Here is a 25,841-nt window from a genome sequence, read left to right as displayed (position 1 = left end):
AGCTCCCCGCCCCCAAGCCGCTGGAGAAGGGCGGCATGCGCATCACCCCGCTCGGCGGCCTGGGCGAGATCGGTCGCAACATGACCGTCTTCGAGCACAAGGGCAAGCTGCTCATCGTCGACTGCGGCGTGCTCTTCCCCGAGGAGAACCAGCCCGGCATCGACGTGATCCTCCCCGACTTCGCCGCGATCCGCTCGCGCCTGAAGGACATCGAGGCGATCGTCCTCACCCACGGCCACGAGGACCACATCGGCGGCGTGCCGTATCTCCTCAAGGAGCGCGGGGACATCCCGATCATCGCGTCGACCTTCACCCTCGCGCTGATCACCGCGAAGCTCACCGAGCACCGCATCACCCCGCGCACCCGCCCGGTGAAGGAGGGCGACCGGATCGACGCCGGCGTCTTCGACCTCGAGTTCCTCGCGGTCAACCACTCCATCCCCGACGGCCTCGCGGTCGCCATCCGCACCGAGGCCGGTCTCGTGCTGCACACGGGCGACTTCAAGATGGACCAGTTCCCGCTCGACGGGCGCACCACCGACCTCCCCGGCTTCGCGCGCCTCGGCGACGAGGGCGTCGACCTCTTCCTGGTCGACTCCACCAACGCCGACGTCCCCGGCTTCGCGATCTCAGAGGGCGACCTCGCCCCCGCGATCGACCAGGTCTTCCGCACCGCCCCGCGCCGCATCGTCGTCTCGAGCTTCGCCAGCCACGTGCATCGCATCCAGCAGGTGCTCGACGCCGCGCAGAAGCACGGCCGGAAGGTCGCCTTCGTCGGCCGCTCGATGGTCCGCAACATGGGCATCGCCGCCGAGCTCGGCTACCTCAAGATCCCGGCCGGCCTCGTCGTCGACATGAAGGTGCTCGAGAAGCTGCCCGCGACCCAGATCGTGATGATCTGCACCGGTTCGCAGGGCGAGCCGATGGCGGCGCTCTCGCGCATGGCCAACAAGGACCACATCATCGACATCGGCCCCGGCGACACCGTGCTGCTCGCCAGCTCGCTGATCCCCGGCAATGAGAACGCGATCTACCGGATCATCAACGCCTTCACCCGCTGGGGCGCGACGGTCGTGCACAAGGGCAACGCCAAGGTGCACGTCTCGGGCCACGCCAGCGCCGGCGAGCTCGCCTACTGCTACAACATCCTCCGCCCGACCGCGGTCCTGCCGGTGCACGGCGAGTGGCGCCACCTCACGGCGAACGCCGCGATCGCGACGCGCACCGGCATCGACGAGAAGAACGTCTTCGTCGTCGAGGACGGCGTCTCGATCGACCTCGTCAAGGGGCGCTCGCGGATGAGCGGCCGCATCCCGGCCGACCTCGTCTTCGTCGACGGCACCACGATCGGCGTCGCGACCGAGGACGCGATGATCGACCGCCGCGTCCTCGCCGAGGAGGGCACCATCACGGTGCTCGCCATCGTCGACCTGGACCGCGGCACGCTCGGCGAGCCGGTCGAGTTCTTCACCCGCGGTTTCGTCGAGGAGCCGAGCTGGAAGGAGAACGCCAGCAAGGCGATCGACGACGCGGTGCTGCAGGCCGCCGGCCAGCCCACCGACCGCGACGCGATCGAGAAGCTGATCACGCGCACCCTCGGCCGCTGGCTGACCCGCCGTCACCGCCGCAACCCGGTCATCACGACGATCGTCGTCGAGGAGTAGTCCTCCCACCCCGCGCACAACCAAGGCTGGATGGCCGCGATCGCCTCGTTCTCGGGCTGATCCGGCCATCCAGCCTTATCTGTGCACGCGTCGCGGCGGTGACCCGCTTCCGTCGGGCCGTCCGCCCGCGAACTGCCCGTTAGGGAACCGTATGGATCCGGGCGTTCTCGGCTCCGGAGCCGCCTCCGCCGAGTAGACACGTCCAGTGACCTCCTCTCTCGTCCGCGGCGACGCCGACGCCCTCGAACCCTCGCCCCTCTCCTCTGCGCCCTCCTCCGCGCGCCGCGGCGGAGTGAAGGCGTGGCTGCTCGAGGGGCTGCGGAGCGACTCCGGCGCGCACCCCGGGCCGCACTCCACCACCGAGAAGACGCACTCCTGGTGGCGCGTGATGTGCCTGACCGGCGTCGACTACTTCTCCACCCTCGGCTACCAGCCCGCGATCGCGGCGCTCGCGGCCGGCCTGGTCTCGCCGCTGGCGACCATCGTCCTGGTGCTGCTGACCCTGTTCGGCGCGCTGCCGGTCTACCGCCGCGTCGCCCGCGAGAGCTTCCGCGGCGAGGGCTCGATCGCGATGCTGGAGCGGCTGCTGCCGTGGTGGGGCGGCAAGCTCTTCGTGCTGGTGCTGCTCGGCTTCGCGGCGACGGACTTCATGATCACCATCACCCTGTCGGCGGCCGACGCCACCGCGCACGCGGTCGAGAACCCGTTCGCGCCGGCCTGGTTCCACGGCGCGGAGGTGCCGCTGACGCTGGGGCTGGTCGCGCTGCTCGGGATCGTCTTCCTCCGCGGCTTCAAGGAGGCGATCTCGATCGCGGTCGTGCTGGTCGCGGTGTTCCTCGCGCTGAACGCGGTCGTCATCGTCGTCGCGATCGCGCACGTCGCCGAGAACCCGGTCGTGATCGGGAACTGGTGGTCGGCGCTGACGACGCAGCACGGGAATCCGCTGATCATGGTCGGCATCGCGCTGATCGTGTTCCCGAAGCTGGCGCTCGGGCTGTCCGGCTTCGAGACCGGCGTGGCGGTGATGCCGCAGATCCGCGGCGACGCGAGCGACACCGACGCGGCCCCGCTCGGACGGATCCGCGGGGCGAAGCGGCTGCTGATCACCGCCGCCGTGACGATGTCGGCGTTCCTGATCACCTCGAGCTTCGTGACGACGCTGCTGATCCCGCAGGCCGAGTTCCAGCCGGGCGGGCAGGCCAACGGTCGCGCGCTCGCCTACCTCGCGCACGAGTACCTCGGCGACGCCTTCGGCACCGCCTACGACGTCAGCACGATCTGCATCCTCTGGTTCGCGGGCGCCTCGGCGATGGCCGGGCTGCTCAACATCGTGCCGCGCTACCTCCCGCGCTACGGGATGGCGCCACAGTGGGCCGCGGCGGTGCGCCCGCTGGTGCTGGTCTTCACGGCCGTCGCGTTCCTGATCACGATCCTCTTCCGGGCCGACGTCGACGCCCAGGGCGGCGCGTACGCGACCGGGGTGCTGGTGCTGATCACGTCCGCCTCCGTCGCCGTGTTCCTCTCGGCCAAGCGCAAGAAGCAGCGCAAGCGGGCTGTCGGCTTCGCGGTGATCGCGCTCGTCTTCGTCTACACGACGGTCGTGAACGTGGTCGAGCGGCCGGACGGCGTGCGGATCGCGAGCCTGTTCATCCTCGGGATCCTCGTGGTGTCGCTGATCTCGCGGGTGCAGCGCTCGTTCCAGCTGCGGGCGACCTCGGTGACCTTCGACGCGCAGGCGCTCGACTTCCTCAGCACCGACGCCGACGACTACGGCGTGATCCGCGTCCTCGCGAACGAGCCCGACGACGGCTCCGAGCGCGAGTACCGCGACAAGCTGGCCGAGGAGCAGCGCGACAGCAACCTGCCGATGCGCGGCCCGGTCCTCTTCCTCGAGGTGCACACCACCGACTCGTCCGACTTCGAGGAGGACCTCGTGGTGCAGGGGCGCGTCTGCCACGGCTTCCGCGTGCTCACGGTGACCAGCGGCAACATCCCGAACACGATCGCCACCGTGCTGCTCGAGATCCGCGCCCTGACCGGCGTCGTCCCGGACGTCTACTTCGAGTGGACCGAGGGCGGCCCGCTCTCCAACATGTTCCGCTTCCTGATCACCGGCACCGGCGAGGTCGCCCCCGTCACCCGCGAGGTCCTCCGCCGCGCCGAGCCCCGCCGCGAGCGCCGCCCGGGCGTCCACGTCGGCTGACCCGCTCCCCGCCCCTCCCCGCCGCGAGATGCCACTTGTGCGCGCGACACGCCGTGAGAAGCGTGCACAAGTGGCATCTCGCGGGAGGGGACGGGGCCTGAGCACACCCGACGTTCGGCGACGGGGAGTCGACGGGGAGCGTGGATCGGTCGGTAGCCTCCCGCGATGATCGTCCTCCGTTCACCCGGCGTCGCGACGGACGAAGCGCGACCGACGGCCTCCGTCTACGTCGACGGGTTCAACCTCTACCGGAGAGTCCTCCAGTCGGAGCCGACGCTCAAGTGGCTCGACCTCGCACGCCTGTGCGATCTCCTTCTGCCGACCTTCGACGTGGTCCGGGTCCGGTACTTCACGGCAATGATCCGGGCGACGCTCGGGACCGACCCGCAGGCGCCGGTCCGACAGCAGACGTATGTGCGCGCGCTGCGGACTTCTCCGCGGATCACCGTCCACGAGGGGACGTTCCGGATCGATCGTCGGATCATGCCGGTCCATCCTGCGCGGCTCGACGACGGCGGCCGGCTCGTGACGGTCGGAGTGCGCAAGACAGAGGAGAAGGGGTCCGACGTCAACCTGGCCGCCCACATGCTCGTCGACGCGTTCCGGGGCGAGGCGGAAACGTTCTTCCTGCTCTCGAACGACTCGGACTTCACCGAGGCCTTCCGAATGGTGCGCGACGAGGCAGGCGGGGAGATCGGCTTGATCTCGCCCACGGAGAGGCCCTCGGCCTCGCTGCTCTCGGTGGCTCCCGCGCACATCCGCAAGATCCGCCGTGGTGCGCTCGAGCGGAGCCGGTTCCCGGAGGTGCTTCACGACGACCGCGGCGTCCTCCACCGCCCTGCCGCGTGGGGCGGAAAGAGCTGAGGCCCCTTCCGGAGAAGGGGCCTCGCGCCCGGTAGCCGAAGCGTCCGGGGGTGTCCCCTCAGCGTACGCGCCTCCCCCGCTCCCCGCCGCGAGATGCCACTTGTGCACGCGACACGCCGCGGAAAGCGTGCACAAGTGGCATCTCGCGGGAGGAGGGGGTCAGTCGCGGACCGTGGAGAGGGGCTCGGTGATGCTCTCGAGGCTGCGGCGCTCGGCGTCGACGCCGAAGATCAGGGCGACGACTCCGCCGACGATCATCACCGCCGCGCCGACGAAGTAGCCGACGGTGAGCGGGCCGCGGTCGCTGCCGTCGCCGATCAGCACGCCGTAGAGGGTCGGCGCGACGGCGCCGGCGATCTGGCCCAGGGTGAAGAAGTACGAGATCGCCTGGCTGCGCAGCTCCAGCGGGAAGATCTCGCTGACCGTGAGGTAGGCGCTCGAGGCGCCGGCGGAGGCGAAGAAGAACGAGACGCACCAGAGGACCGTCTGGGTCGTCGCGGTCAGCACGTCCATGCTGAACAGCAGCGCCGACAGCGCGAGCACCGCGCCGGAGACGCCGTAGGTCAGGAAGATCATCTTCCGCCGGCCCCAGACGTCGAAGAGGTGGCCGAGCACCAGCGGACCGACGAGGTTGCCGATCGCGAACGGGAAGAAGAAGTACGACACGGCGTTCTGCTCCACGCCGTAGAAGTTCTCCAGCACCAGCGCGTAGGTGAAGAAGATCGCGTTGTAGAGGAACGACTGGGTGATCATCATGGTCGCGCCGACCAGGGTCCGCTTCGGGTACTGCTTGATCAGCACCCGCGCGATGGTGCGGAACGGGATGCTCTCGGTCGCCTTCACGGTGATCGCCTGCGAGTCGTCGACCGGCTCGAGCTTCCCGCCCTCCGACTCGACGCGGCGCTCGATCTCGTCGACGGTGCGCTCCGCCTCCTCCTCGCGGCCGTGGGTCATCAGCCAGCGCGGGCTCTCGGGGATGTGCCGGCGGAGGTAGATGATCGCGAGCCCGAGGATCGGCCCGAGGAAGAATCCGAGGCGCCAGCCGACGTTCTCGGCGAAGAGCTGGTCGTTGAGGAAGAAGAGGTTCGCCGCGGAGCCGAGCGCCGCGCCGCCCCAGTAGGTGCCGTTGATCGCGATGTCGACCCGGCCGCGGTACTTCGAGGGGATCAGCTCGTCGATGGCGGAGTTGATCGCCGCGTACTCGCCGCCGATGCCCATCCCCGCGAAGAAGCGGAAGACGGCGAGGAAGAGGTAGTTCGGCGCGAGGCCGGCCAGGCCGCTCGCGACCAGGTAGATCACCAGCGTCAGGATGAAGAGCTTGCGCCTCCCGAGCCGGTCGCTCAGTCGCCCGAAGATCAGCGCGCCGACGATCTGGCCGACCAGGTAGACCGTGCCGAGCACGCCGACCTGCGCGGCCGAGAGGTCGAACTCCTTCGCGAAGCCGGCGCTCGCGACGATCTGGATCTCGAGGCCGTCCAGCACCCAGGAGAAGCCGAGGCCGACGACGATCGACCAGTGGAAGCGCGTCCACGGCAGCCGGTCGATGCGGGCGGGGACGAGGCTCCGGACGGGGCCGCGCTCTTCGGTGTCGGTGGACATGGCTCGCGCCTTCCTGTCGCCCCGGCTGCGCTGCTGATGCGCGCGGTCCCGGACGCGGCGAGACGACGATAGACCCGAGCATCGCCGGGCTATGCACCCCTTGCCACGGCGCCGCTGCCGGGTGTATCCGGCGACGTGCGCGCCTGCCCCCTTCCGCGAGATGCCACTTGTGCACGCCTTTCACGGCGTGTCGCGTGCATAAGTGGCATCTCGCGGAGGGGGACGGGCGGGGTGGGCGCGCGGGGGCGGGGTGGGCGCGCGGGGGCGGGGTGGGCGCGCGGGGGCGGCGTGGGTAGCGTGGGGGGATGATCGATGCGACACCCGCCGGAACGCCCGCCTACGTCCTGAGCGAGGGGCCCGTCTGGGACGGGGAGACCGGCCGGCTGACCTGGGTGGACATCGAGGCGGGCGCGGTGCTGTCGGCGCCGCTCGCTGCGGACGGGCTCGGGGCGATCACCCGCACGGACGTCGGCGAGCAGGTCGGCTGCGCGCTGCCGCTCGGCGACGGCCGGGTGCTCGTCGCACTCACCCGCCGCCTCGCGATCCTGGAGGTCGATGGCTCGCTGACCCGCGGCTCCGAGCTGCTGCCCGAGGGGCACCGCTTCAACGACGGCTCCATCGACCCGCAGGGCCGGCTGGTCGTCGGCTCGCTGACGCTGGGCGAGTCGGTCGGCGACGACGTGCTGCTGCGCCTCGAGCACGACGGAGCGGTCACCGTCCTCGACCACGACCTGCGGCTCTCGAACGGACTCGGCTGGTCGCCCGATGGCTCGGTGATGTACTCGGTCGACACCGAGTCGGGCGTCGTCTACCGGCGGCCGTACCTCGACGGCGTGAACGGCCCGCGCGAGACCTTCCTCGAGCCGGAGGAGGGCGTCTTCCTCGACGGCATGACCGTCGACTCCGAGGGCCGGCTGTGGTGCTCGGTCTGGGGCGGGAGCGGCGTGCGCGTCTACGACTCCGAGGGCCGCCGACTCGAGGGCGAGGGCATCGCGATCGACGCGCCGCACTCCTCCAGCATCGCCTTCGCGGGCGAGGCGCTCGACGTCGCCGTCGTGTCGTCGGCCTCGCGCGACCTGTCGGCGGACGAGCGGGCGCGGTACCCGCTCGCGGGCGGGCTGTGGCTCGCGCGGCCGGGTGCGACCGGGCTGCCGGCGCCGCGCTGGGTCGAGGCGCCGCTGCCGTGACGAGGGCGGGGGTCGCTTCGGGGCGGGGCTCGTTCCAGGTCGGGGCGGCGACGGATCGGGGCCGGACTTCCGGACCCGTGGTCAGTCGGCGTCGACCGGCGCGGCCGGCTCCGACGCGGGCTGCGGCGTCAGCGTGACCCGCGAGATCCGGTAGCGGTCGGTCTCGGCGACCCGGAGCACGTGGTCGCCGACGACGAGCGTGTCTCCCACGACGGCGACCCGGCCGATGCGGTCGAGCACGTAGCCGCCGACGGTCTCGTAGGGGCCCTCGGGCAGCTCGATGCCGAGCAGCTCCTCCAGGTCCTCGAGGATCATGCCGCCGTCGAGGTCCTGCAGCTGCTCGGCGGCCTTCGCGTCGACGTCCTGGCGCGCGCCGTCGTACTCGTCGTAGATCTCGCCGACGAGCTCCTCGAGCAGGTCCTCGAGGGTGATGATGCCGTCGGTTCCACCGTACTCGTCGATGACGACCGCGATCTGGTGGCCGTCCTGCCGCATGGTGCGCAGGGCCGCGAGCACCTTCGTCGTGCCGGGGACCGCCAGGATCGGGCGGGTGATGTCGGCGACGCTGCTCGCGGTGCCGTCGCGGCCCGCCTCCGGGAAGGCGGCCATCAGGTCGCGGACGTGCACGAAGCCCAGGACGTCGTCGCGGTTCTCGCCGACGACCGGGTAGCGCGAGTGCGGCCGGCCGAGCACCTCCGCGTAGCCCTCGGCGACAGGGAGGTCGCCGCGGAGGAAGTCGACGTCCGGCCGCGGGCGCATCACCTCGGCGACCCGCCGGTCGTCCGCGCGGAAGACGTCGGCGAGCAGCTGGCGGCTGTCCTCGGCGATCTCGGTGTTGCTCGAGATCATGTCGCGCACCTCGTCCGCCGAGACGCTCTCGCCCTTCTCGCGCGGGTCGGCGCCGAGGAGGCGGACCACCGCGTCGGTGGAGACCGACAGCAGCCAGATGATCGGGCGCATGAGACGCGCGAGCGTGTTGAGCGGCGGGGCGAGCACCTTGGTGAAGGCGACCGACTTCTGCATGGCGAGGCGCTTGGGGACGAGCTCGCCGAGCACGAGCGAGAGGTAGGCGATGACGAGGGTCATCAGGATCAGCGCGACCGTGGAGGCCGCGCCGTTCGAGAGCCCGAGCGACTCGAGCGGCGGCACGAGGTCCGGCGCGATCGTCGAGGCGCCGTACGCCGAGGAGAAGAAGCCGGCGAGCGTCACGCCGATCTGCACCGCCGAGAGGAAGGTGTTCGGGTTCCGCACCAGCTCCGCGATGCGCCGGCCGCGCTCGCTGCCCGCCTCGATCGCGCGCACCTGGCTCTCGCGGAGGCTGACGATCGCCATCTCGGTGCCCGCGAACACCCCGCCGATGAGCACGAACAGCACGACGAGGCCGATGTTGAGGAGGGTGTCCAGATCCACGGTGCTCAGAGTACGGACGCCCGCTCGGAGAACGCCTCGCGCCTTCTCAGGCGGGGGGCCGTATCCGCACCCGCCTTCACTCCTCGAAAGTTGCGGTAGTCGCGTCTGACGACCGCAACTTCTGGAGGGTGGGCGGGCGCGTGTCGGGCAGGGTGCGTCCGCTGTCCAGAAGTTGTCGTCTCCGTAGGCCGACTACAACAACTTTTGGAGGCCGGGCGACTGTCCGTCCTCCGGCCCGCTCGACCCCGCAAAAGTTGCGGTAGTCGCGCCCGACTACCGCAACTTCTGGAGGGTGGGGAGGGGGGCTCGTGGGCGGGGCGGGTCCACTCCTCAGAAGTTGCGGGAGTCGGTGGCGAGTACCGCAACTTCTGGAGGGTGGGCGGGCGCGCGTCCCTCGCCGAGCGTCCGCAGTCCGGAAGTCGTCGTCTCCGTAGGTCGACCACGACGACGTGTGGAGGCCGGGCGGCTGCCCGTCGTCTGGCGCGCCTCACTCCGCGGAAGTTGCGGTAGTCGCGCTCGACTACCGCAACTTCTGGAGGGTGGGAGGGGCGCTCGCGGGCGGGACGGATTCATTCCTCGGAAGTTGCGGTAGTCGGCGGCGAGTACCGCAACTTTTGGAGGGTGGGTGGGAAGGCGGGCGGGCGGCCGGGCGGTCAGGCGCCGGCCGGGCGGACGCCGATCGTCAGGATCAGGTTCGCGTAGATGCGGCGGTCGCCGCTGGCGATGGTGAGGGCGACGTCGTCGGTGCGGGCCTCGGCGTAGAAGGCGTGGCGCTCGACGGAGGTGAAGGGGACGCCGTCGAGGGTGGCGCGGAAGGCGTCCTGCGCGGGCACGTCGAGGCCGGGCGCGGGGGTCATCACGGTCGCCTCCTCGACGACGATCGCGGTCAGCAGCGCCTCGAGGATCTCGTCGACGGTGAGCGTGTCCGGGCGCAGGTTGAGGTGCACGAGCGCGGAGTTCCTCCCGAGCGTGGTGCCGACGGGGTAGTTGCCGTCGGCGATCAGGATCCGGGAGCCGTGGCCGGCGCGGGCGAGCGCGTGCAGGATCTCGGGGTGCAGGAGGGTCGTGGTCAGCATGGTGCTCCTCGGTGAAGGGGGTGGATGTCAGTGGTGGACGTGAGAGACGGAGGCGCCGGCGATCAGCCGGCCGGGAAGGGTGCGCGTCTCGAACGGCTCGGGGCTGCCGTCGAGCCGGCGCTCGATCAGCGCGGCGGCCTCGGCGGCGATGGCGTCGGTCGGCTGCTCGACGATGGTCAGCCGCGGTCGGACGACCCGCGCGAGCTCGACGGTGTCGAAGCCGACGATCGAGAGATCGGCGGGCAGGCGCAGGCCGGAGTCGCCGAGCGCGGTCAGCGCGCCGACGGTCAGCTCGCGGTTGCTCGCGAAGACGGCGGTCGGCCGGTCGCGGCGCGCCAGGATCCGCTCCATCGAGGCGATGCCGCTCTCGACGCTCAGCGGGCCGAGCTCGACCTCGGCCGGCCCGAGGCCGCGGGAGGCGAGCTCGTCGAGGACGCCCGCGGTGCGCTCCCGGGTGGTCGACACGTCCGGATCGCCGCCGAGCACCGCGATCGCGCGGTGGCCGTGGTCGGCGAGGTGCCGGGCGGCGGAGGCGCCGGCCGCGCGGTTGTCGAGCACCACGCGGTCGGTCTCGAGCTCGTCGTCGACCCAGTCCACGGTCACGACGGGGGTGCCCTGCTCGGAGGCGCTGCGGAGCGCGTCGACGTCGCCCCGGGTCGGGACGGCGACGATCCCGTCGACCATCTTCTCGAGCAGCAGCCCGACGGCGGCGCCCGGCTCGGGCAGGCTGACGCCGATCAGCACGCCGATGCCGTCGCCGCGCAGGGCCCGCTCGAGCCCGGCGATGATCGACAGATGGAACTCGTTGTCGAGGGCCGGCAGCAGCACGCCCACCGTGCGGGATCGCCGGGAGCGCAGGCCGCGTGCGAAGCCGTTGACGCGGAAGTCGAGCCGCTCGGCCGCCGCCTCGATCGCGGCGGCGTTCTCGGGGCGTACGGGCAGGCCGTTGTAGTGCTTCGAGATCGTCGAGAGCGACAGCCCGGTCAGCCGCTGCAGGTCCTTGTACGTCGCCATCTCAGAGCGCGGGGGAGCCGTAGCCGTCCCAGCCGGGGATCGTGCCGTCGGCGTCCCAGAGGTCGAGCCAGTCGGTGCTGCCGGGCCAGAGGAAGACCTGGCCCTTGATCAGCCGGTTGTTGCGCTCGGCGCCGCGCAGCGACTCCTGCTCGGCGGCGGTGAGGGCGAGGGAGGCGGCGGCCAGGTTGGCCTCGATCTGCTCGGGCTTCACCGCGAACGGGATCGGGATCTGGCCGCGGTTGACGGCCCAGGCGAGGCAGACGACGACCGGGTGCGCGCCGCGCTCGCGGGCGATCGCCTGCACGGCCGGGTGCTTGATGTCGACGAGGTCGCCGTCGACGCGGTCGCGCTCGGGGCGGGACGGCGAGCCCAGCGGCGAGTAGCCGATCGGCTGGATGCCGTGATCGAGGCAGTAGCGGAACAGCTCCGGCTGCTGGAAGCAGGGGTGCAGCTCCATCTCGTTGAGCGCTGGGGCGATGCGCACGTCGGCGAGGATCCGCTCGAGCTTGGCGATCGTGACGTTCGAGGTGCCGAGGTGCCGGACCAGACCGCGGTCGACGAGCGACTCGAGCGCCGCCCAGGTGCGCAGGAACGCGGCGTGCTCGTAGGGGCGCGCCTCCGGGTCGCGGGCGTCGGTCTCGGCATGGGGCGGGTGGTGGTTGGGGAACGGCCAGTGCACGAAGACGGCGTCGAGCACGTCGAGGCCGAGGTCCTCGAGCGAGCGCTCGACCGACGCGACGGCGGCGTCGGGCTCGTGCGCGTCGTTCCAGATCTTCGACATCACGAAGAGCTCCTCGCGCGGCACGCCGGAGTCGGCGATCGCTCGCCCGACGCGCGGCTCGTTGCCGTACACCGTGGCGCAGTCGAGCAGGCGGAAGCCGGCCCGGAGCGAGTGCTCGACGGCGAGGCCGACCGTCTCGGCGTCGTAGCGGTCGGAGCCGAAGGTGCCGGCGCCGATCGAGGGGATGCGGCGGCCGCTCGCGAGGGTGCGGTGCGCCGGCGGAGCGGCGGTGCGGGGGTCGGCGGCGGTGACGGCGGCGTCCATGCCACTCCTCGGGGTCGTGAGGCGAAACGATTCGCAGTCAGCCTAGGTGCATCCCCACTCGTCAGACCAGGGCCGGGAGGCGAAACGACGCGAATCGTTTCGCCTCCCGGCGTCCACGGTCTCGACCGCTACTTGCCGGTCACCGCGTCCTTCACGGCGCCGACGGCCTTCTCGACGATGTTCGGCTTCGGCGAGGTGCCGTAGAAGCGCTCGTCCGGCTGGGTGGGCGGCGGCATCGGCACGCCGTCGTCCGGGCTGGCCGTGCGGTAGCTGAACTCGCCCTTGCCGTCGGGCGTGGGGCCGGAGGCCCAGCTGCCCTCGGCGGCCGCGGCGCCGTCCGAGAAGTTGATGTACTCGTACGACACCGAGCGCTCCTCCTTCGAGAGCGGGAAGTTCGAGGGCACCGGCAGGTCCTCCGCGCCCTCCGCGCGCAGCTCGGCGGCGGCGGCGATCCACTGGTTCTGGTGCATCGTGTCGCGGGCCAGGAGGAACGAGAGCAGATCCCGCACGCCGTGGTCGTCGGTCATGTGGTACAGCCGCGCGACCTGCAGGCGGCCCTGCATCTCGGCGTTCGCGTTGGCGGTGAAGTCGGCCAGCAGGTTGCCGCTCGCCGTGATGTACGAGCCCTGCCAGGGGTTGCCGTTGCTGTCGACGGGGCGGACGCCCGCGCCCGCGACGATCGCGGCCTGGATGTCGGTGCCGCCGATGACCGCGCCGAGGACCGGGTCCTTCTTGATGGCGTCCTCGGACTGCTCGACGGGAGCCTTCTCGAGCAGCTGGGCGATCATGATCGCGATCATCTCGACGTGGCCGAACTCCTCCGCGCCGATGCCGTAGAGCAGGTCGCGGTACTTGCCGGGCTCGTGGGCGTTCCAGGCCTGGAAGCCGTACTGCATGGCGACGGTGATCTCGCCGTACTGGCCGCCGAGCACCTCCTGGAACCGGCGGGCGAAGACGGCATCGGGCTTGGAGGGAGTTGACTTGAACTGGAGCTCTTGACGGTGGAAGAACATGCGGTCGTACCTTTCCGGGAGCAGTCGGTGCGGACCTCGTCGCCCGCCCTTCGACGGTAGGCAGGGCCCTTCGGCGCTCAGAAGGGGCTTGACCTCTCCTGCCGCTGCTCCCGGATCGGACCTGTCGGCGCTCCCGGATCCGACCAGCCGCGCTCCCGGATCAGACCAGGCGGCGCGACCCCTCCGTGACCACGCGGAACCAGCGGGCGCCGTAGCCGTCGACGCCGACCGTGACCGTGCCGTCGTCGCCGATCGGCTGCGACTCGCCGCCGAGGGAGTCGATCAGGCGCGAGCCCGGCTCCGAGCCGGGCAGCGTGATCGTCACGGTGCGCGGGCTCGAGGCGAAGCTGTGCACGGCGACGGTCGTGCCGGTCGACGCGGACATCCGGTGCGCGAAGACGCAGGACTGGTCGGCCGGAAGGTGGGTGTACTCGCCCCAGCCGATCTCGGGGGAGCGGCGGTAGAGCCAGGCGAGGCCCTTGATGTGCGCGAGCAGCGAGCCGGGGTCGCGGAGCTGGGCGGCGGCGTTGACGTGCTCCGGGCCGAAGCCGCCGCCGGGCGGGGCGGCGATCAGATCGTCGGCGTCGGCGCGCGAGAAGCCGCCGTTCGCCGCGGAGGTCCACTGCATCGGCGTGCGGACGCCGCTGCGGCCGGGGATGTCGGCGTTCTCGCCCATCCCGATCTCCTCGCCGTAGTAGAGGACGGGCGCGCCGGGCAGCGAGAACAGCAGGCTGTAGACCATCCGGATGCGGCGCGGGTCGCCGTCGAGCATCGGCGGAAGGCGGCGGACGATGCCGCGGCCGTGGATCCGCTGCGACTCCTCCGGGGCGAACGCGGCGAAGACCTCGTCGCGCTCGTCGTCGGTGAGCTGCGAGAGGGTCAGCTCGTCGTGGTTGCGGACGAAGTTCGCCCACTGGCTGCCGACCGAGATCGGCGGGCGGCTCGCGATCGCCTCGACGAGCGGCGTCGCGTCCTCCCGTGCGAGCGCCAGGTAGAGGCGCTGATTGCCGATGAAGTCGAACTGCATCGACAGCTCGTCTGCGTCCTCGCCGCCGAAGAAGGCGAGCTGCTCGTCGCGGGTGGTGTTGACCTCGCCGAGGAGCATCGCCTCGCCCGAGCGGCGGCTGATGAAGCGGCGCAGCAGGCGCAGCCACTCGTGCTCGTCGCGGGCGCCCGGCTCGATCAGGTAGGGCACCGCGTCGACGCGGAAGCCGTCGATTCCGAGCTGCAGCCAGAAGCCGACCAGCTTCGCGATCTCGTCGCGCACCGCCGGGTTGTCGGTGTTGAGGTCCGGCTGGTGCCGGTAGAAGTTGTGCAGGTAGTACTGCCCGGCCTCCTCGTCGAGGAACCAGACGCCGTCCTCGACGTCCGGGAAGACGTTGGCCGGCTGGTCGGCCGGCGGCTCGTCGCGCCAGACGTAGTAGTCACGGTAGGGGCTGTCGGGGGAGGAGCGCGCCGCCTGGAACCACGGGTGCTGGTCGCTGGTGTGGTTGACGACGAGGTCGACGATGACGCGCATCCCGCGGTCGTGCGCGGTGCGGATCACCTCGACGACGTCGCCGTGGTGGCCGTAGCGCTCGTCGACGCCGTAGAAGTCGCTGATGTCGTAGCCGTTGTCCTTGCCGGGCGAGGAGTAGAACGGCGCGAGCCAGAGGCAGCCGACGCCGAGCTCGGCGAGGTAGTCGATCCGGTGCGCGAGACCTTCGAGGTCGCCGACGCCGTCGTCGTCCCAGTCCATGAAGGTCTTCACGTCGAGGTTGTAGTAGACGGCGGCGCGCCACCACAGGTCGCTGGTGTCGGTGACCCTCATGCGAGCGCCTCCGCTTCCAGGCGGGCGGGTGCGGGGACGATGCCGCAGGGGAGGGCGGCGGGGGCGAGGGGGGTCATGGCGCTCCGGGGTCGGGTCGGGGAGGGTCGCCCTCGACGCTAGGTGCGCGCCGGTTCTGCGTCTCCTCGTTGATTTCTCAGGGAGCGGGTGGTGGTGGGGTGCTCGGGCCGGGCCTGTCCCCGCTGTCGGCGATGTCCGCGGTGAGCAGCGCCACCTGCTCCACGGCCTCCGCGTGCGTCATCGGGCGGCCCGGGACGCCGGGCCGCGTCTGCCACGGCAGCGGTCCGTCGGCGCGGCGGTACTCGACCCCGAAGGCGTCGAGCCGGGCCAGGTGGTGCGCCAGTCGGGCCTCGAAGTCCGCCGTGTCGCGGTGGCCGCCCGACCAGAGCGCCTCGGCCAGCGCGCAGAGCCGGGGGAAGGCGAGGTAGTCGAGGGTGCGCGGGGAGTCGGCGTGCTCGGTCCAGAGGTTCGCCTGGCCGCCGAGGACGTGCTGCGCCTGCTCGGGGGTCAGCTCGGGCGGGACCGGGTCGAAGGCGAGGACGTCGGCGACCGTCGTGACGGTGGACACCGGGATCGGCTCCGACGCCGCCTCGGACTGCCGGTGATCGAGGTAGGTGGTGTCCTCGGGGCAGGCGATCACGTCGTGGCCGGCCCGGGCCGCCGCCGCCGCCCCCACCCGTCCCCGCCAGGACAGCACCGTGGCGCCGGGCGCGAGGCCGCCCTCGAGGATCTCGTCCCAGCCGAGCAGGCGGCGCCCGCGCCGGGCGAGGTGCGCGCCGATGCGCCCGACGAACCAGCTCTGCAGCGCGTTCTCGTCCGGGATCCCCAGCTCGCGCATCCGCTCCTGCGTGCGGGCGTCGGCCGCCCACTGGTCCTTCGGGCACTCGTCGCCGCCGATGTGGACGTACGGGGAGGGGAACAGCTCGATCACCTCGTCGAGGACGTGCTCGAGGAACTCGATCGTGCTCTCCTCGACGTTGAAGACGTTCGTGCTGACTCCCCACTCCGTCCAGGTCTCGAGCGGCGTGCCCCGCACCCCCAGCTCCGGGTAGGCGGCGAGGGCGGCCTGCGCGTGGCCGGGCAGCTCGATCTCGGGGACGACGGTGACGCCCCGGGCCGCGGCGTAGGCGACGATCTCGCGGATGTCGTCCCGGCGGTAGTAACCGCCGTGCGGCCGGTCGTCCTGCCCCGCGGTCGGGCCTGCGCCCACCTGGGACCGCCGCCGCCAGGCACCCGCCTCGGTGAGCCGCGGGTAGCGCGGGATCTCCAGGCGCCAGCCCTGATCGTCGGTGAGGTGCAGGTGCAGCACGGTCAGGCGGTGCAGGGCCAGCAGGTCGATGACGCGGAGCACCTCGCGGACGGGGAGGAAGTGCCGGGCGACGTCGAGCAGCATCCCGCGCCAGGCGAAGCGCGGCTCGTCCTCGATCATCACGGCCGGCACCGCCCAGCGGACCCCGGGCAGGGGAGCGGACCGGTGGATCGCCGGCGGCAGCAGCTGGAGCAGCGTCTGCACGCCGTGCAGTGCGCCCGCCGTGCCCGCCGCGCTGAGGACGATCGAGCGGGCGTCGACGCGGAGGCGGTAGCCCTCGGGCGGGAGCGCCGGATCGAGCGCGAGCCGGATGCCGGCCGTCGCCTGGTCGCCGCGCTCGAGAGCGGATCCGGTCGCCCGGCCGACGGTGGCGCGGAGCAGCTGCGCGGCGCCGGCGAGGGCCTCCGGGCAGGCGATCCGGGTGCTCGCGGAGAGCACAAACTCGCCGGTCTCCGGGCGCAGCGAGCGGGGTCGGGGGAGGAGGGACGGCACGGCGGGCTCCGTTCTGCGAGGGGGATGCGACTCTTCGCGCCTGTCAGTGAAGCCTCGTTGACAGGGGTTCGCAAGGGTTCTTTACTAACTCCGTCGCAACTGGCGCAGGATCCCGGATCGCGCCGCGGCACCCATACGGAGGAGAGAGCTGTGGTCTGGAAGAACGTGGTCGGGAAGTACGCATCGGTGCGGCGCCGGGCGGTCGCCCTCGGCGCTCTCGGGGTGGCGGGCGTGCTCCTGCTCACCTCCTGCACGACCAGCGACGGCGGGCCGGACGGGTCGCGCGAGGAGGGCCGGACGCTCACCGTCTGGAGCATGGACGGCGACTACTCGCCCGAGACCCTCGCCGCCGTCGAGGAGCGCTTCACGAAGGCCACCGGCGCGGAGGTCGACGTGCAGGTGCAGACCTGGGAGGGGATCGCCACCAAGGTCTCGACGGCGCTCGCGACCGACTCCCCGCCCGACGTCCTCGACATCGGCAACACCCAGGTCGCGGGCTACGCCGCGAACGGCGGGCTCCTCGACCTGACGGAGCACCGGGACGAGCTCGCGCAGGGGCAGGCCTGGCTCGACGGCCTCGTCGACCCGGCGACGTTCGACGGGCACCTCTTCGCCGTCCCCGGCTTCGCGGGCGCGCGGGCCGTCGTCTACAGCAAGAAGCTCTGGGCCGAGGCGGGCGTGATGACGCTCCCCACCAGCTACCAGGAGCTCACCGCCGCGCTCGACAAGGTGAAGGCCGCGCACTCCGGCACCCCCGACTTCTCGGCCTTCTACCTCCCGGGGCAGTACTGGTACGCCGGGCTGCAGTTCGTCTGGGACGCGGGCGGCCGGATCGCGATGCAGGACGGCGACACCTGGTGGTCCGCGCTCAGCTCGAGGGCCTCGCGATCCGGTCTCGAGGCGTTCAAGGAGTTCCAGAACGCCTACTCCAGCGCCTCGTCGGCGACGCTGAACACCCTCGACCCCGACCAGAACCAGATCTTCGCCGACGGGAAGACCTCCGCGATCCTGACCACCGGCGTCGCCGGCGTCCTGAAGGCGAACCCGGAGCTGTCGGAGGACGAGCTCGGGACCTTCCCGATGCCGGGCGTCGACGGCGGCACGCAGCCGGTGGTGCTCGGCGGCTCGAACTGGGCGGTCGCCGCCAAGTCGCGGAACGCTGACCTCGCCCGGCAGTGGATCGCCGTCGCCACGAGCCCCGAGGTGCAGCGCGACTTCGTCCACGGCGTGGACGGCTGGATCCCGAACAGCCGGGAGGGGATCGAGGCGGCGCAGTCCGACCTGAGCGAGATCGAGCGCGCGTTCTTCACCGCCGCGCTGACCTCGGAGTCGGTTCCGGCCAACCCCAACTGGGCCGCGATCGAGAGCAACCGGGAGATCGAGTCGCTGTTCTCCTCGATCGCCTCGGGCGCGAAGAGCGTGCAGGAGGCGTCGGAGGAGTTCGACGCCGCCGCCGACGACACGCTCAACGGCCACTAGGCCGGTCGGGCGATCGCGCGATGTCCACCGCCCCGGCCGCCGCCACCGCCCCGCCCCGCCCGGGGACGGCGGCCCGCCGCGCCCGGCGCCGCTCCTCGCTCGCCCCGCTGCTGCTGCTCTCCCCGGCCGGGCTGGTGCTCGCGGGCGTGACGATCGCCCCGATCGTGTTCCTGGTCCTCACCTCCTTCACCGACTACGACCAGCGCAGCCTGTTCACCGGTGCCTACGACGTGGTCGGGCTCGCGCAATACGCCGACATCCTCGGCGACCCGGAGTTCTGGCTCGCGCTGGTGCGCACCCTCGTCTTCACGAGCGCTCTCGTCGCGGGCAGCGTGCTGATCGGCGCGGGGATGTCGCACCTGCTGACCCGGCTGCCGGCGGCCCTGCGCCTGCTCACGACCGTGGTGCTGATCCTCGCCTGGGCGATGCCGAACGTCGCCTCCTCGCTGATCTGGCGGTGGCTGTTCCAGCCGCAGTACGGCGTCGTCAACTGGCTGCTCACCCGGACGGGGCTGGTCGGCGATCTGATTAGCACGAACTGGGCCGCCGACCCGCGGCTCGCCTGGGTCTGCATCTGGCTCCTCGTCGTCTGGCAGGCGGTGCCCTTCCTCGCCCTCACCCTGCACGCCGCCGAGACGCAGGTGCCGATCGAGCGCAAGGAGGCCGCGCGGCTGGACGGCGCCTCCGAGCTCGCGGTCTACCGGGTCGTCGTGCTCCCCGCACTCCGGCCGACCCTGCTGCTCGTGACGATGCTCTCGGTGATCTGGGATTTCAACGTCTTCAACCAGATCTGGCTCGTCTCGGCCGGCGGGCCCGACGGCGCCACGTCCACGCTCGGCGTCTTCACCTTCACGACAGCGTTCTCGGGCGGCGCCCGAATCGGCACCGGTTCCGCCATCGCCGTGGCGTCGACGCTGATCCTGCTCGCCCTGAGCGCGGTCTACATCCGGACCCTCGTCCGCTCCGGAGAGGAGCTCTGACCGTGACCGCGACCTCGACCTCGACCGCGACCTCGACCTCGACCCGGCGCCGGCTGCGGCGCTACCCCTGGATCAGCTCGGCGATCGCGGTGCTGTTCTGCCTGCTCTGGCTCTTCCCCGTCTACTGGATGGTCAACACGGCCTTCAAGCCGCAGTCCGAGATGCTCAGCTCCACCCCGCACTTCCTCCCCGAGTCGCCGACCCTGGACAACTTCGTCCGGGCGCTCACCCAGGGCGACTTCCTGCGCCACCTGCAGAACTCGGTCGTGGTGGTGGGCGCCGCGGTCGCCTTCGCGATGGTGCTCGGGCTGTTCGCGGCGGCGGCGCTGGCGCGGTTCCGCTTCCGGGGCCGGCGGGCGATCCTGGTCCTGCTCCTCGTCGTGCAGATGCTCCCGGCGACGGCGCTGCTCCTGCCGCAGTTCCTGCTCCTGAACGCGGTCGATCTGATCGGGACCTCCGCGGGGCTGGCCCTCGCCTACGTGGCGGGCGTGCTGCCGTTCTCGATCTGGGTGATGCGCGGGTTCTTCCTCGCGCTCCCCGTCGAGCTCGACGAGGCGGCGCGCCTGGACGGCGCCTCGACCTGGCAGCTGCTCACCCGCGTCCTCTTCCCGCTGGTGATGCCCGGGATCGTCTCGAGCAGCGTCTTCGCCTTCATCGCCGGCTGGAACGACTACATCGTCGCCTACACGTTCCAGAAGGATCAGGCCCGCTACACGCTCCCGGTCTGGCTCGCGTCCTTCAGCACCGCGTCGGGCGGGCAGGTGGGGACGGACTACGGCGGGCAGATGGCCGGGGCCGTGCTCTTCTCGCTCCCGGTGGTCGTGTTCTTCCTGATCATCCAGCGTAATCTCGTGTCCGGGATGTCGGCCGGCGCCGTCAAGGGCTGAGCCGGTCACGGGCTGAGATGAAGGACCATGGGCCAGCTGCGCGTCACCGAGAAGGCACTGCCGTCGCACAACCGCCGGCACAACCGCTCGCTCGTCCTCCAGCGCCTCTTCCACGACGGTGAGATGAGCAGGGCGGACCTCGCCCGGATCAGCGGACTCACCGCCGTCACGATCTCCGATCTGGTCGGCGAGCTGCACTCGGAGGGGCTGCTGCTCGACCTCGGTCCCCGCGTCGACGCCCGGGTGGGCAAGCCCGCGCTGGTGATCGCCTTCGATCACGGGGCGCGGAGCATCGTCGGCCTCGACCTCTCGGCGGAGGCCGAGTGCACCGGAGCCCTGGTCAGCCTGCGCGGCGAGATCCGGGAGCACCGCCGGCTCGCCCGCGACGGCGCGTCCGGGGCGGACGCGGTCGAGCTCGCCCTCGGCCTCGCGGCCGAGCTGATCGCCTCGTCCCAGGCGCCGGTCCTCGGGATCGGGATCGGATCACCGGGGGTCGTCGACCACGGCGGCGTCGTGCGCGAGGCCCCCAATCTCGGCTGGCGGGGCCTCGATCTGCGGCGCGTCTTCGCCGAGCGGTTCGGTCTGCCCGTGCACGTCGCGAACGACGCCAACACGGCCGCCTTGGCCGTGCACACCTTCCACCGCGGCGGGGGAGCGAACCTGCTGCTCGTGCTGCTCGGCGACGGCGTCGGGGCCGGACTGATCATCGGCGGCTCCCTCGTCGAGGGCGATCAGTTCACCGGCGGCGAGATCGGCCACGTCGTCATCGACGAGGACGGCGAGCAGTGCTCGTGCGGGCGGCGGGGCTGCCTCGAGTCCGCGGTGTCCGTCGCGCACCTCGGTCCGCGGCTCGCGGCGGCCTCGGCTCCGGAGCAGGAGCGGCTGCTGCGCCGTGCCGGCCGCTCGCTCGGGATCGCGCTGGCGCCGATCGTCGCCGTGCTCGGGATCGACGCGGTCGTCCTCGCCGGTCCGGAGCGCTTCGTCGAGGGGGTCCTGCTCGAGGAGGCGCGCGCGACCATCGCCCGCCGCACCCTGCCCGCCGTCACCCGCGAGCTGCGGATGGAGTCCCGCACGGACCCGGGCGAGCTCGTCCTGCAGGGCGCCGCCGCGCTCGTGCTGAGCCACGAGCTCGGCATCTCCTAGCGGCCGCCCCGCGAGTCCTCGAACGTCGTCGCACCGGGCGCCGGGGATGACGACGTCCTCCGACTCCTCAGAAGTTGTCGTACTCGAGCGCCGAGTACGACAACTCTTGGAGAGTGGCGGAGGGTCGCCGGTGCGGCGCGCGGGTCACTCGCGGGCGCGGCGGGTCTGCTTCGCGTTCGCGCGCTGGAGGGCGTCGACGAGCTCGGCCTTCGTCATGCGCGAGCGGCCGGAGACGTCGAGGCGCTTCGCGAGGTCGAGCAGGTGCGCCTTGCTGGCGTTCGCATCGACTCCGCCGGCCGTGTCGCCGTCGCCGTCCGGGCCGCGCTGGGCGGCGCGGTCGTCGGAGGGGCCGCTCTCGGCCTTGCGCTCCCAGTGGTCGCCGACCTTCTCGTACTCGTGCTTCAGCGCGGCGAAGGCGGTGCGGTGCGCGCGCTCACCCTCGCCGTAGCTGTCGACCGCCGAGTCGTGCGCGGCCGACCACAGCTTCTGCGCGTGCTCGTCCGATCGCTCGATCGTCGACGGGATCTCCTCCTTGGCGGGCATGCTGCCTCCCTCTCGTCCCTCCGACGCTACCCCCGCCGTCCCCCTCCGCGAGATGCCACTTGTGCACGCCTTTCACGGCGTGTCGCGTGCACAAGTGGCATCTCGCGGGAGGAAGCAAGAGGGTCAGCCGAGGAGGCGGTCCTGGACGAAGGCGCTGGCGAAGCAGCCGGTGGGGTCCCAGGCGGAGCGGAGGGTGCGCCACTCGTCGAGGTGGGGGTAGAGCGGGGCGATGTCGGCGGCGGTCGCCAGGAAGTGCTTGCCCCAGTGCGGGCGTGCGCCGAGCGGGAGCAGCGCGCCCTCGACGGCGGGCAGCACGGCGTCGACGCCGGCGCGGTCCTTCTTGAAGGTGAAGTGGATGCCGACGCTGTCGCGACCGGACGCGGGGGAGAGCCACTGGTCGTCGCCGGCCATGGTGCGCAGCTCGGTGATCAGCAGGACCTCGTCGATCCGCTCGCCGATCGCGCGCAGGGCGACGAGCGCCTCGCGGATGTTCTCGCGCGGCACCATGTACTCGCTCTGGATCTCGTCGCCGGCGCTGGGCTCGCGGTCGAGGCGGAAGTGCGGCAGGCGCTCCGACCAGGGTCCGACGGAGCCGCCGAACGGGTTGAGGTTCGAGTCGACGCCCTCGGAGACGGCGAACAGCGAGGCGGAGGCGGCGACCGCGCCGAGGTGCGTGGCGTCGACGTCGGCGACCGAGCCCTGCGCGACCTTGGTCTTCAGCCAGAGCTGCTCGACGGTGGGGCTCGACCAGTGCGTCATCAGGCTCACGCTGTAGGCGGAGGAGGTGATCGCGTCGAAGTCGTCGAGCACGCGGTCCCAGGGCAGGTCGACGAAGGCGTCCTGGCGGACGTCGAAGGTCGGCTGGATGTCGAGGGTCACCCGGGTGACGACGCCGAAGGCGCCGAGGCCGACGACGACGCCCTCGAAGCCGGGCTCGCCGCGGCGGATCGTGCGCAGCGAGCCGTCGGCCGTGACCAGCTCGAGCGCCGAGACGGCGGAGGAGAGGTTGGCGTTGCGGTCGCCCGAGCCGTGGGTGCCGGTCGAGATGGCGCCGGCCACCGAGATGTGCGGGAGCGAGCCCATGTTGTGCAGGGCGTAGCCGTTGCTGTGCAGGTGCGAGGCGACGATGCCGTAGCGGGTGGCGCCGCCGACGGTGACGGTGCTCGCGTCGGCGTCGATCACCGGATCGGGGGCGATGCGGCCGAGGTGCAGCAGCGCCCCCGGGGTGTCAGGGAGGGCGTTGAAGGAGTGGCGGGTGCCGAGCGCGCGGACCCGCTCGTTCCCGCGGACGAGGTTCTGCACCTCGTCGATCGACTCCGGCTCGAGGATGTCGGCGGCGCGGTACTCGTAGGTGCCCGCCCAGTTGCTCCGTTGCGTCATGTCCCCATTCTGCCGGGCTCGCCGCCGGTTTGTTGCCATGTGCAACGAATCCACGGCGAGCCCTCGGTGACGAGCGTGCGGCGAGCCTGCGGCGGCCCTCAGTACTCGATGCGTCCGTGGCGGTCGTGGAACTCGCCGGTCGGGCCGTCCGGGCCGAGCAGGGCGAGCGCGACGGTCGCGTCGGTGCCCTCGGTGACGGTCTGGTGCCCGCCGTGGCCGTTGAAGTCGGTCGCGGTGTAGCCGGGGTTGCTCGCGTTGATCCGGAACTCGGGCAGGTTCTTCGCGTACTGCACGGTCAGGGTGATCACCGCGGCCTTCGACGCGGCGTAGGGGATCGCGGGCACGCCGAACTCGTCGCGGCCGGGCGTGACGAGGGCGCGCGGCCAGCCGACTCCGGAGGACACGTTGACGACGACGGGCGCGGCCGAGCGGCGCAGCAGCGGCAGCGCGGCCTGGGTCACGCGGACGATGCCGACGACGTTCGTCTCGAGGACGCTCGCCATCGCCTCCGCCGAGAGATCGTCGACACCGAAGGAGGTGCCGAGGATCCCGGCGTTGTTGACCAGGACGTCGAGGGCGGGGAGCGAGGCGAGGGCGGCGTCGACGCTCGCCTGGTCGGTCACGTCGAGCTGGACGACCTGGGCGCCGAGCGCCCGGACGGCGTCGCCCTTCGCGGGGTCGCGCATGCCGGCGTACACGGTGTGGCCGGCCTCGATCAGGCGGCGGGCGGTCTCGAGGCCGAGGCTCTTGTTGGCCCCGGTGATCAGTGTCGTTGTCATGGCTCCATGCTCCGCCCCGGCGCCTCCTCCGCCCAGGCCCCGGTCGACGGGAGGACCAGCAGTACCAGGACCGCGCGCCCGCCCGCGGGGGATCATGGTGGGCATGAGCGAATTCGCGGACGTCCTCCGCTCCTGGCGCGAGCGCGTGACGCCCGCCGGGGTGGGCCTGCCCGCCGGACCGAGCCGCCGGACCGCGGGCCTGCGCCGCGAGGAGCTCGCCGCGCTGGCCGGCGTGAGCGTCGACTACATCGTGCGGCTCGAGCAGGGGCGGGCCGTGCACCCCTCGGCGCAGCTGCTCGGCGCGCTGGCCTGCGCGCTGCGGGTGACGGAGGCGGAGCGCGACCACCTCTACCGGGTCGCGGGGGTCGCGCCGCCCACCGCGACGCAGGTGCCGCAGCACATCACCCCGGGCGTGCAGCGGATCGTCGACCGCTGCGGCGACGTGCCGCTGGCCGTCTTCAGTGCGGCGCACGACATCCTGCTCTGGAACCCGCTCTGGGCGGCGCTGAACGGCGACCCCTCGCGGCACACGGGCCTCGACCGCAATCTGGTCTGGCGCTACTTCACGCAGGGGCACGAGGGCACCGAGTTCGATGACCAGCACGCCGAGGACTTCGCCAACGATCTGGCGGCGGATCTGCGCGCAGCGGTGGGCCGCTACCCGGACGACGCGGCGCTCGCGCACCTGGTGGCGCGGCTGCGGGCGACCTCTCCCGACTTCGAGCGGCGCTGGGCCGTGGCCCGGGTCGCCGAGCACCGCTCCAGCCGGAAGACCGTCACCTCGACGCCGGTCGGGCCGATCACGATCGACTGCGATGTGCTCGCGGTGCCGGGCGGCGATCTGCGGATCGTGATCTACACGGCGACGCCCGGCTCGACCGATCAGACGCGGCTCGATCTGCTCCGGGTCACGGGGCTGCAGGAGCTCGTGGCGCGCTGACCGGGTCGGCCGACCGGTCGGCGGGCGTGCTCGCGCCGAGCCGGTGCCGGCGCTCGATCGCCTGGCCCGCGTAGCCCGCGGCGACGATCAGCGCAGCCCCGACCGCCCCGAGCGGGCCGATCGCCTCGCCCGCCACGACGACCCCGACGAGCAGCGCCCAGACCGGCTCCGTCCCCATCAGGATGCTGGCGCGCGCCGCCGAGGTGCGCCGGACCGCCCAGAGCTGGACCACGAAGGCGAAGACCGAGCAGAGCAGACCGAGGAAGAGGACGCCGGCCCAGCCGCCGGCGTCGAGGGCCAGGGCGGCGGCGGGCAGGTCCGGTCCGGCGAGGAGCGAGAAGACGGCGGCGCAGACGACCAGCTGCACGAGGACCACGCCGAGCGAGCCCTCCGTGCGCCCGCGGACGAGCCGCGCGCTGGCCGTGACGTGCACGGCGCGCACCACGGCCGCCGCGAGAACGAGGGCGTCGCCCCAGGTCGGCGTGCGCAGGCCGCCGTCCGAGACGAGCAGGGCGACTCCGACCACGGCCGCGACGGCGGTGACGAAGAAGGAGCGCGGCAGCCAGGAGCGCGAGGCGAGGCCCTCGAGCGCGGGGGTGAGCACCAGGGCGAGGCTGATCAGCAGGCCTGCGTTGGTCGCCGAGGTGAGGTGGACGCCCCAGGTCTCGAGCCCGATGATCGCGGCCTGCGAGGCGCCGAGGAGGGCGGCGACGGCGAGTCCGCGACCGCGGGGGAGGCGCTCGCGACGGGCGAGGCAGAGCAGGGCGAGCGCGGCGGCGGCGGTGAGGAAGCGCAGCGCGACGGTCGACGGGACGCCGATGTCGGCGGCGACGTCCTTCGCGGCGACGAAGCTCGCGCCCCAGACGGCGGCGACGGCGAGCAGCAGCAGGTCGACGGCGAGGTCGGGGCGGGAGCGGAGGGGCACGGGGACAGCGTCGCAGTGCGGAAGCGGAAGAGCGATCGGCTGTTCCTTCACCGTCGATGAAGCCCTCGCTTCCCGGTTAGG

General features: G+C 72.1%; 21 protein-coding genes. 9 read left to right on the top strand and 12 right to left on the bottom strand.

Annotation, left to right across the window (positions count from 1 at the left end; genetic code table 11):
- Nucleotides 1–35 precede the first annotated feature (35 nt).
- The 3 genes from C1I64_RS14635 to C1I64_RS14625 all read left to right on the top strand — a co-directional run bounded on the left by C1I64_RS14635 (nt 36) and on the right by C1I64_RS14625 (nt 4,731).
- Complete coding sequence (locus tag C1I64_RS14635) at nt 36–1,664, top strand: ribonuclease J (protein ID WP_207901707.1); 1,629 nt, start codon at nt 36–38, stop codon at nt 1,662–1,664.
- Between the two features lie 388 nt (nt 1,665–2,052).
- Nucleotides 2,053–3,867, top strand: a complete 1,815-nt coding sequence (locus C1I64_RS14630) for an APC family permease (RefSeq protein ID WP_243588078.1) — start codon at nt 2,053–2,055, stop codon at nt 3,865–3,867.
- A 165-nt stretch (nt 3,868–4,032) separates the two neighbouring features.
- A complete protein-coding gene (locus C1I64_RS14625; RefSeq protein WP_127887707.1) occupies nt 4,033–4,731 on the top strand; it encodes an NYN domain-containing protein in 699 nt (232 codons plus the stop codon).
- A gap of 159 nt (nt 4,732–4,890) precedes the next feature.
- Here C1I64_RS14625 and C1I64_RS14620 read toward each other — a convergent pair whose 3' ends face one another.
- Nucleotides 4,891–6,330 (bottom strand): MFS transporter, encoded by a 1,440-nt coding sequence (locus C1I64_RS14620; RefSeq protein ID WP_127887706.1) that lies wholly within the window; start codon nt 6,328–6,330, stop codon nt 4,891–4,893.
- A gap of 305 nt (nt 6,331–6,635) precedes the next feature.
- On the opposite strand from C1I64_RS14620, the gene C1I64_RS14615 reads away from it, so the two are divergent.
- A complete protein-coding gene (locus C1I64_RS14615; RefSeq protein ID WP_127887705.1) occupies nt 6,636–7,517 on the top strand; it encodes an SMP-30/gluconolactonase/LRE family protein in 882 nt (293 codons plus the stop codon).
- Nucleotides 7,518–7,598: 81 nt separating this feature from the next.
- On the opposite strand, the gene C1I64_RS14610 is transcribed toward C1I64_RS14615, so the two are convergent.
- From C1I64_RS14610 to C1I64_RS14580, 7 genes are all read right to left on the bottom strand, one after another.
- The gene (locus C1I64_RS14610) at nt 7,599–8,927 is read right to left on the bottom strand and encodes a hemolysin family protein (RefSeq protein WP_127887704.1); all 1,329 of its coding nucleotides are present in this window, start codon (nt 8,925–8,927) and stop codon (nt 7,599–7,601) included.
- Between the two features lie 653 nt (nt 8,928–9,580).
- On the bottom strand, nt 9,581–10,003 hold the full coding sequence (locus tag C1I64_RS14605) for an RbsD/FucU family protein (protein ID WP_127887703.1): 423 nt from the start codon (nt 10,001–10,003) through the stop codon (nt 9,581–9,583).
- Nucleotides 10,004–10,030: 27 nt separating this feature from the next.
- Nucleotides 10,031–11,017, bottom strand: a complete 987-nt coding sequence (locus C1I64_RS14600; RefSeq protein ID WP_127887702.1) for a LacI family DNA-binding transcriptional regulator — start codon at nt 11,015–11,017, stop codon at nt 10,031–10,033.
- Between the two features lies 1 nt (nt 11,018).
- Entirely contained in the window at nt 11,019–12,062 is a 1,044-nt protein-coding gene (locus tag C1I64_RS14595) for an aldo/keto reductase family protein (RefSeq protein ID WP_127887701.1), read from the bottom strand.
- Nucleotides 12,063–12,190: 128 nt separating this feature from the next.
- Nucleotides 12,191–13,075, bottom strand: a complete 885-nt coding sequence (locus C1I64_RS14590; RefSeq protein WP_127887700.1) for a manganese catalase — start codon at nt 13,073–13,075, stop codon at nt 12,191–12,193.
- 160 nt (nt 13,076–13,235) lie between these two features.
- A complete protein-coding gene (locus C1I64_RS14585; RefSeq protein ID WP_127887699.1) occupies nt 13,236–14,885 on the bottom strand; it encodes an alpha-amylase family protein in 1,650 nt (549 codons plus the stop codon).
- Nucleotides 14,886–15,039: 154 nt separating this feature from the next.
- Nucleotides 15,040–16,704, bottom strand: coding sequence for a beta-N-acetylhexosaminidase (locus C1I64_RS14580; protein WP_127887698.1), 1,665 nt, complete (start codon nt 16,702–16,704; stop codon nt 15,040–15,042).
- Between the two features lie 150 nt (nt 16,705–16,854).
- On the opposite strand from C1I64_RS14580, the gene C1I64_RS14575 reads away from it, so the two are divergent.
- Genes C1I64_RS14575 through C1I64_RS14560 form a run of 4 tightly spaced genes read left to right on the top strand, consistent with a single transcriptional unit; the run spans nt 16,855 to nt 21,193 of the window.
- A complete protein-coding gene (locus tag C1I64_RS14575; RefSeq protein WP_208645138.1) occupies nt 16,855–18,183 on the top strand; it encodes an extracellular solute-binding protein in 1,329 nt (442 codons plus the stop codon).
- Nucleotides 18,184–18,203: 20 nt separating this feature from the next.
- Nucleotides 18,204–19,163, top strand: coding sequence for a carbohydrate ABC transporter permease (locus C1I64_RS14570; RefSeq protein WP_127887696.1), 960 nt, complete (start codon nt 18,204–18,206; stop codon nt 19,161–19,163).
- Nucleotides 19,164–19,165: 2 nt separating this feature from the next.
- Nucleotides 19,166–20,050: a carbohydrate ABC transporter permease gene (locus tag C1I64_RS14565; RefSeq protein ID WP_208645137.1), complete on the top strand. Its 885-nt coding sequence runs from the start codon at nt 19,166–19,168 to the stop codon at nt 20,048–20,050.
- Nucleotides 20,051–20,077: 27 nt separating this feature from the next.
- Nucleotides 20,078–21,193, top strand: a complete 1,116-nt coding sequence (locus tag C1I64_RS14560) for an ROK family transcriptional regulator (protein ID WP_123736429.1) — start codon at nt 20,078–20,080, stop codon at nt 21,191–21,193.
- Between the two features lie 144 nt (nt 21,194–21,337).
- Here the strand turns inward: C1I64_RS14560 and C1I64_RS14555 are convergent, their stop codons facing one another.
- The 3 genes from C1I64_RS14555 to C1I64_RS14545 all read right to left on the bottom strand — a co-directional run bounded on the left by C1I64_RS14555 (nt 21,338) and on the right by C1I64_RS14545 (nt 23,895).
- Nucleotides 21,338–21,736 carry a ChaB family protein gene (locus tag C1I64_RS14555; RefSeq protein WP_127887695.1) on the bottom strand — a complete coding sequence of 133 codons (399 nt, stop codon included), beginning with the start codon at nt 21,734–21,736 and terminating at the stop codon, nt 21,338–21,340.
- A 123-nt stretch (nt 21,737–21,859) separates the two neighbouring features.
- On the bottom strand, nt 21,860–23,116 hold the full coding sequence (locus tag C1I64_RS14550) for a D-arabinono-1,4-lactone oxidase (RefSeq protein WP_127887694.1): 1,257 nt from the start codon (nt 23,114–23,116) through the stop codon (nt 21,860–21,862).
- A 98-nt stretch (nt 23,117–23,214) separates the two neighbouring features.
- Nucleotides 23,215–23,895, bottom strand: a complete 681-nt coding sequence (locus C1I64_RS14545; RefSeq protein ID WP_127887693.1) for an SDR family NAD(P)-dependent oxidoreductase — start codon at nt 23,893–23,895, stop codon at nt 23,215–23,217.
- 103 nt (nt 23,896–23,998) lie between these two features.
- On the opposite strand from C1I64_RS14545, the gene C1I64_RS14540 reads away from it, so the two are divergent.
- A complete protein-coding gene (locus C1I64_RS14540; protein ID WP_127887692.1) occupies nt 23,999–24,835 on the top strand; it encodes a helix-turn-helix transcriptional regulator in 837 nt (278 codons plus the stop codon).
- On the opposite strand, the gene C1I64_RS14535 is transcribed toward C1I64_RS14540, so the two are convergent.
- Complete coding sequence (locus tag C1I64_RS14535; RefSeq protein ID WP_127887691.1) at nt 24,804–25,760, bottom strand: DMT family transporter; 957 nt, start codon at nt 25,758–25,760, stop codon at nt 24,804–24,806. The genes C1I64_RS14540 and C1I64_RS14535 overlap by 32 nt on opposite strands.
- Between the last annotated feature and the right edge of the window lie 81 nt (nt 25,761–25,841).

This window comes from Rathayibacter festucae DSM 15932 (genome assembly GCF_004011135.1).
Taxonomy (GTDB): Bacteria; Actinomycetota; Actinomycetes; order Actinomycetales; family Microbacteriaceae; genus Rathayibacter; species Rathayibacter festucae.
The sequence above is the reverse complement of the archived record's forward strand: the minus strand, read 5'-3'. Positions and strand labels throughout refer to the sequence as shown.